Genomic DNA, 5906 nt, shown 5'->3' with positions numbered 1-5906 from the left:
CCCGATTAATTCACGGCGACCCTTCTGAGGTTGGCTTTGCGAGCCTTACTGGTAGCTTTGACGGGCTTTCAGGCATGTCTTCACCACCTCCAAGGATTCGGCTTGGCGGATGAGAGCGGCGGGTTTGCAGGTGGACGGGACAGGGCTCGGGTCAGGGGCGTGTGCGCCCCATTGATCAGGTGACGAGGCGCGGCAGACGGCCGAGAACCACGCGCAGGATCGTCTGGTCAGGACAGGCGCTCGGCAAGTGCAGCTGGATCTGGGTCTTCCGTTCAACCACCCGGGCGGCGATCTTGATCAGGCGCAGCCGCAAGGTGTCGAATTGCGCGATGCGCCAGAGCGAGCGCTTCGGCATCCTCGCCCGCAGGACCCACATCAGCCAATAGGCGCCGGCATGCAGGAACAGCCGGAATTGGTTCGCCGTCGCTCGGGAGCAGGACGTGCGGTCGGCCGCCAGGTGGGCTTTCCAGGCCTTGATGTGGTTTTCCGCCGTGCCGCGCCGACAGTAGATCCGCTCATAGAGCGTTCTGGCTTTGCCGCCAGTGAGATTGGTGACGATGAACCGCGTGTCGCTGCCCTGCGCGCCCGCTTCGACACGAGCGATGATGCGCTCGACCCGGCTCCAGCTTGCAGCACCGTCGAAGAACTCCGTGAAGCGCCGCACCTTGCCTTTCCGAGGAGCCGCGGCAAAGCGCGCCTTGGCGCTCGCCTCCAGACCCGCAACGTGCCGGCGCAGGGTCGAGGTTGAGGCCACTCCGAGGATGAAGTCAACGCCGTTGGCTCGGCACCAATCGATCACCAGCGGACCGCAGTAATGGCTGTCAGCCCGGATCAGGATGCGGGTGGTGGGCCAGTGGGTTCGGATCGCCCGGATGAGCCGGCGCAGATGAGCCCGGATCTCGCTGCCCTTGGGCCGACGGGCCGGCCGCAGCACGGCCGTGATGAAGCGGCCCTCACCGTCGAACACGACTATGGGCTGAAAGCCGTATTCGTCGTAATGGGCATTGAACAGCCGCAGCTGCTGGTCGCCGTGAACGGCATCGAAAGTGTCGTCGAGGTCGAGCACGATCTGCTTCGGCACCTGTCCGAACGAAGCGCAGTACAGATCGATCATCGTGCGTCCCATACGCAGCAGCGACCGCGCATCGGGCATATTCTCCAGGCGCGAGAGCGTCGGCTGTGAGGCGAGATGGCGATCCGATGGCAGCACGTCCTGCGCCATCTTGAAGATCGGGTCGGAGCGCAGGCTGATGGCGTCGTTGCAATCCTCATAACCGGCAGCGATCATCAACAGCCGGAAGCGGATCAGATCGGCCAGGCGATGAATGACCTGATCCTGAGAGCGTGGGTCATCGATGCACGCGGCGAGCCGCTCGGCGACACCCAAACGCTTCTCCACCTCGCGCAGGGCGAGAACTCCGGCGTCGGAGGACAGCAGGCCGCCGTCGAACCGAGCCAGTACGGTTTTGCCGGTAACAGGTGACAGGCCCGGTAGTGGAAGCGTAGAGTGGTTCATGGCGGGTGGGTTCTCCCAGAAATGACGCGGATCGGCTTCGACAACCAAATCCTAAGTCATCTCAGGGGCTTGAGCTACACCCGCCAACCCTCCATGAATTTTCCGGGCTAGGAGTTACGATCGCGGTGAGCAGGGCTCAGTCGGATCTCCGTGCTCGGCCGAGAGCCATCGGCAATCCGATGTGATGGCCTCCAGTCCCAAAAGTCTGGCGAGCCTGCGACACAATGTTCGCGCTGACTGGCTTGCGAATTTTATATCAATCCTTATATCAGGCTTACCCCAGCGGACATCGTATGTGGACTTCGTGAGCGACGGGCGTCACCGCGTGCTCCGATGTGACCGTGCCGGACGGATGTACTCCGGCACGAGCTGTTCCTGCGCTTGCCTGACGATGCGAGCGCCCGTCTGGTACCACATTAGCCCAGGCCCGTAGTGCGCGAGGCGGAGGTGCGAAGGCACCCTGTCCGTACGCCCCGGAGCCTGGGCTTTTCCATTTTCTGTCAGGCCTCAATGAGGGCGGCGCGAGCCCAACCGGGATTCCCCTTGGATCGCAGCAATCAGCATCTCGGCAGCAACTACCGCTCCATTGCTGCGGATCGTCTTAGCGAGGGCGAACGCTCGCTCGCGGGTACCCGCCGCCAACACCGTCCTGAGCGGAGCCAAGAGCGACCCGGCACTCGGAATCGGGCCGTCGTGCGCCGCACCAATGTCGAGTTCGGTGACACGGCTGGCCCAAAAGGGCTGGTCGGCAACTTGAGGCACCACCACCTGAGGCGCGCCAGCGCGGGCAGCCGCTGTGGTCGTTCCGGCGCCGCCATGGTGCACGACCGCGGCGACCCGGGCGAAAAGCGCCTGCTGGTTCACCTCGCCGACAACGAAACAGTCTTCCTGATCATCGATCAACGCGAGATTGGCCCAGCCTCGGCCAAGGATCACGCGCCGGCCCTGAGCCCGGACCGCCTCAATGGCTGTTCGGGCTGGGTCCTCGGCGGCCTGCATGGCCATGCTGCCGAAGCCGACATAAACCGGAGGCGCCCCAGAAGCGAGAAAAGCCTCCAACTCGGCTGGGAGCGGACGGCTGTCCGGCTGGATCCAGGCCCCCGTCTGGACAGTGTCGTTCAGGTCAGTCGGACGCCATGGGCCGAGAACCGGGTCTGATGCCAGCCATGGTCGATGTGTAAAGACATGGTCGCGGACATTGGCGAGGGTCGGCAAGCCGATTGAGGCGCGGTAAGTGTTGACCGCTTCACCGAAGAGCGCGTTCTTCGCCTGGGCGTTGAACGCCCACAGAGCCAGGTTGTCGGTCAGTTCCGGCGGGTGCGGCCAGCCCGGGTATTCCATGGGCGGGTGGTGCGGCGAGGGCACCATGAGCGGGCAAAAGGCCGCCCAGCTGAAATGGAGGCCCAGCATTTCGGCAACAGATTGCGCCGCCGCTACCGACGGGAACAGGCCGGTCGCGACAATCGCATCACAGCCCTCGGCCGCCGCAGCAATCGCCTCATATTGGGACGGCACCATCTTGGCTGCCAGTTCGGGCAGCTTTAGGCCTGATTGTTTCGCCTGCTCGATCCACTGGCGCACTGGCATGAAGGCTGGCGCCATCGGCAGGCCCTCTCGCTCAAGGAGCTCGACGAACTCCGCATCGGCCGGGGCGGATACCAGCGGCTCGACACCCATCGATTGTAAGGCCAGACCAAGGGCCACCAGCGGCTGGACATCCCCACGCGACCCATAAGTCGATAACAGCACACGCATCTTCAAAGCTCCCTCAAGGTTGATCGAGGGCAGCGTTTATGGGCCATGACCGGGGGCTTGCCGCAAGCCGGGGGTCCGCTACAAATCAATAATGGAAGGATGTGATGGCTCTTCCATTTTCCCTCGAGCTATCAACATTCGCTCACTAGGTCACGCACTCATAAACTAATGGCGGTAGCTGCAAGGTTCTGATCCAAGCTTCTTGAGGGAAGCTGCTGATGGCGCCAGCGTCGCTACGAGTTGACGGATTTCGAATAGACGGTGATCAAGCCGCTGCTACCGAGCAAGTCGCGCGGGCTTGCTTTCGTCGAACCCGCTTTAGCTAAATCTGGATGCGTTTTACGAGCCGATGACCTATAAGGGCCGCTCGGACGCTCGGAGAGACGTTCAGACAGGAGCCTGACCATGATCAAGTTCAGCGTCTACTATCCGGCCAATGGCGGCTCGAAGTTCGATCACGATTACTACCGCACCCGCCACATGCCACTGATCCAGGAACGGCTCGGCGATGCCTGCCTGCGCTACGAGATCGAAAAGGGCTTTGCGGGTCGCGAACCGGGCAGCGCGCCAGAGTTCGTTGCGGCGTGCCACATCTACTCGCCGACCCTGGAGACATTCCAGGAGGCGTTCTTTCCCCACTCCCCGGAGATCCGCGCGGACGTCGCCAACTATACGGACATCGCGCCCATCGTGCAGATCAGCGAAGTCATTGGAGGGTAGGGGCGTCGGCGCGTCAGGCGGCTGAGACTAAAGAAGCTTCAATGCGCTTAGCGCATCGCCGGTGGCCGCGAAAGCAGCCGTATTGTCGAAGATGCACCAGGCTGCTCGACCGGCTTTCACATGGTCTCCAAGGGTCTTGGCAGTTTCCGTGATGACCTCGTGCGAGTACGCCGAGTAGTACATTTTCGGCGATCCATGCAGGCGGTAGTAAACCAGCCCGGTCCAGCCGCCCGGAATCCCGGCACTCGGATGAGGCTTCGGATCGGCCGCCACCCGGGCGATCCGGTGCTCCAGGAGGAAGGCGTCAACATCGGCGGTGAACCATGAGGCGTGCCGCGGCTCACAGACCAGATCCCCGGCGAAGGAGGCTCGAAGCCTCTCAACGAACTCTCGCACGTCCGCGGGGGCGAACTTCAGGCTTGGAGGAAGCTGAATGAGAACTGGTCCGAGCTTCGACCCCAGTCCGGCGATTTCGCTTAGAAAGCGCTGCAACGGCTCGTCGATATCGCGCAGACGGGCCTCATGGGTGATCGTCTTCGGCATTTTCACGGCAAAGCGGAAGTTGTCCGGGACATCCCCGGCCCAGCGCTGATAGGTCGACACGCGATGGGGGCGATAAAACGAGGAGTTGATCTCGACGCCGTCAAACCGGCTCGTATAACGCACGAGATGACTGCCCTCGCTCGGGAAGGCGTCATCGTACTGCTTTGGGATCGCCCAGGCGGCGGTCCCAACAAAGATGCGGTGCTCACTCATACCCCAATATCAGGGCGCTGGGTTGTCAGGAGTCAGCCTCGCTTGAGCCTTCCAGCCGCTTCATCCAGCTTCTCGCGGCTGTTCCCGTGCTCTCTGATCAACTCTTCGGCCTGCACAACGCTGATGCCGTGCTTCCGGGCAAAGTAGCCGACCTCGTATTCTTCTCCGCCGGCGACACGTCCCCGGTCCGCACCACCGCGATTGGCTTTGTCATCAGACATTCCGTTACTCCTTACACAAAAATTACACTTCAAAAATGCGCCACGATGGGGAGTGGTTTCCTGGTGCGTTAACCAACCCCGAGACTCCTGTGGAGAACTCGGAACGAGTCATTTTGGGGCGACGTTGCTGACTCGTGAGGCTGCCGGTCAAGGTTGTTAGGGCCGTCACGCAGTAGCGTACTTCTGGGAGTTCCACCCATGGCTGAACGGACGGTTTGGAAAGGCCACATCAAGCTCTCGTTGGTGTCCTGCGCAGTCGGCCTATACCCCTCCACCTCGTCGGGCGGGAAGATCCGGTTCAACACCCTCAACCGCAAAACCGGCAACCGCGTGAAGCGCCAGTTCGTCGACAGCGAGACGGAAGAGGTCGTCGAGAGTGAAGACCAGGTCAAAGGGTTCGCGGTCGGGAAGGGCAGCTACATCCAGGTCGAGGACGAAGAACTCGACGCTCTGAAGCTGGAAAGCACCCACACGATCGACATCGAGAGCTTTGTGCCACGCGAGGAGGTCGATGAGCGCTTCCTCGACACGGCCTACTACATCGCCCCGACCGACAAGGTGTCGAGCGAAGCCTTCTGCGTCATTCGGGATGCCATCCGCGACAAAGGCATGGCTGGCATTGCCCGTATTGTGCTGGCGCGGCGTGAACGCATGATCCTGCTGGAGCCTCTCGACGAAGGGCTTGTCGGCACGACGCTGCACGCGGCCGACGAGGTTCGCGACGAAGACAAGGTCTTCGATGAGATCAGCGAGGTGAAGTATCCCAAGGAGATGAAGGATCTCGCCGCGCACATCATCGACAGCAAGGCGGCCCATTTCGATCCGAAGCAATTTGATGACCGGTACGAGGAAGCGGTCGCCGAGCTGCTGAAGTCGAAGCAGGCCGGCAAGCCGCTGAAAGAGGAGCCGTCCGAGAAGCCCTCGAACGTCGTCAATCT

The 5906-nt window shown here is 62.0% G+C and carries 6 protein-coding genes; 2 read left to right on the top strand and 4 right to left on the bottom strand.

Annotated elements, in window-relative coordinates:
- Positions 1 to 175: 175 nt before the first annotated feature.
- Complete coding sequence (locus DDF70_RS35050; protein WP_114946107.1) at positions 176 to 1516, bottom strand: IS1380 family transposase; 1341 nt, start codon at positions 1514 to 1516, stop codon at positions 176 to 178.
- Positions 1517 to 2023: 507 nt separating this feature from the next.
- Positions 2024 to 3271: a glycosyltransferase gene (locus tag DDF70_RS35045; RefSeq protein ID WP_114949116.1), complete on the bottom strand. Its 1248-nt coding sequence runs from the start codon at positions 3269 to 3271 to the stop codon at positions 2024 to 2026.
- 405 nt (positions 3272 to 3676) lie between these two features.
- Here DDF70_RS35045 and DDF70_RS35040 point away from each other — a divergent pair, with 405 nt between their 5' ends.
- Positions 3677 to 3991 carry an EthD family reductase gene (locus DDF70_RS35040; protein ID WP_114949115.1) on the top strand — a complete coding sequence of 105 codons (315 nt, stop codon included), beginning with the start codon at positions 3677 to 3679 and terminating at the stop codon, positions 3989 to 3991.
- Positions 3992 to 4018: 27 nt separating this feature from the next.
- Here DDF70_RS35040 and DDF70_RS35035 read toward each other — a convergent pair whose 3' ends face one another.
- The gene (locus DDF70_RS35035) at positions 4019 to 4747 is read right to left on the bottom strand and encodes a DUF72 domain-containing protein (RefSeq protein WP_114949114.1); all 729 of its coding nucleotides are present in this window, start codon (positions 4745 to 4747) and stop codon (positions 4019 to 4021) included.
- A gap of 32 nt (positions 4748 to 4779) precedes the next feature.
- Entirely contained in the window at positions 4780 to 4968 is a 189-nt protein-coding gene (locus tag DDF70_RS35030) for a DUF3606 domain-containing protein (RefSeq protein WP_114949113.1), read from the bottom strand.
- A 198-nt stretch (positions 4969 to 5166) separates the two neighbouring features.
- On the opposite strand from DDF70_RS35030, the gene ku reads away from it, so the two are divergent.
- Positions 5167 to 5906 (top strand): non-homologous end joining protein Ku (ku, locus tag DDF70_RS35025; RefSeq protein WP_114949112.1); only part of this gene is annotated, 740 nt, incomplete at its 3' end.

The sequence above is a fragment of the Microvirga calopogonii genome, assembly GCF_003347665.1.
GTDB lineage: Bacteria > Pseudomonadota > Alphaproteobacteria > Rhizobiales > Beijerinckiaceae > Microvirga > Microvirga calopogonii.
This window is presented reverse-complemented; position numbering and strand designations above follow the sequence as displayed.

Coding starts and splice junctions, on each gene's coding strand:
- DDF70_RS35050 (WP_114946107.1), bottom strand. CDS start 1,516: ATGAACCACTCTACGCTTCCACTACCGGGCCTGTCACCTGTTACCGGC.
- DDF70_RS35045 (WP_114949116.1), bottom strand. CDS start 3,271: ATGCGTGTGCTGTTATCGACTTATGGGTCGCGTGGGGATGTCCAGCCG.
- DDF70_RS35040 (WP_114949115.1), top strand. CDS start 3,677: ATGATCAAGTTCAGCGTCTACTATCCGGCCAATGGCGGCTCGAAGTTC.
- DDF70_RS35035 (WP_114949114.1), bottom strand. CDS start 4,747: ATGAGTGAGCACCGCATCTTTGTTGGGACCGCCGCCTGGGCGATCCCA.
- DDF70_RS35030 (WP_114949113.1), bottom strand. CDS start 4,968: ATGTCTGATGACAAAGCCAATCGCGGTGGTGCGGACCGGGGACGTGTC.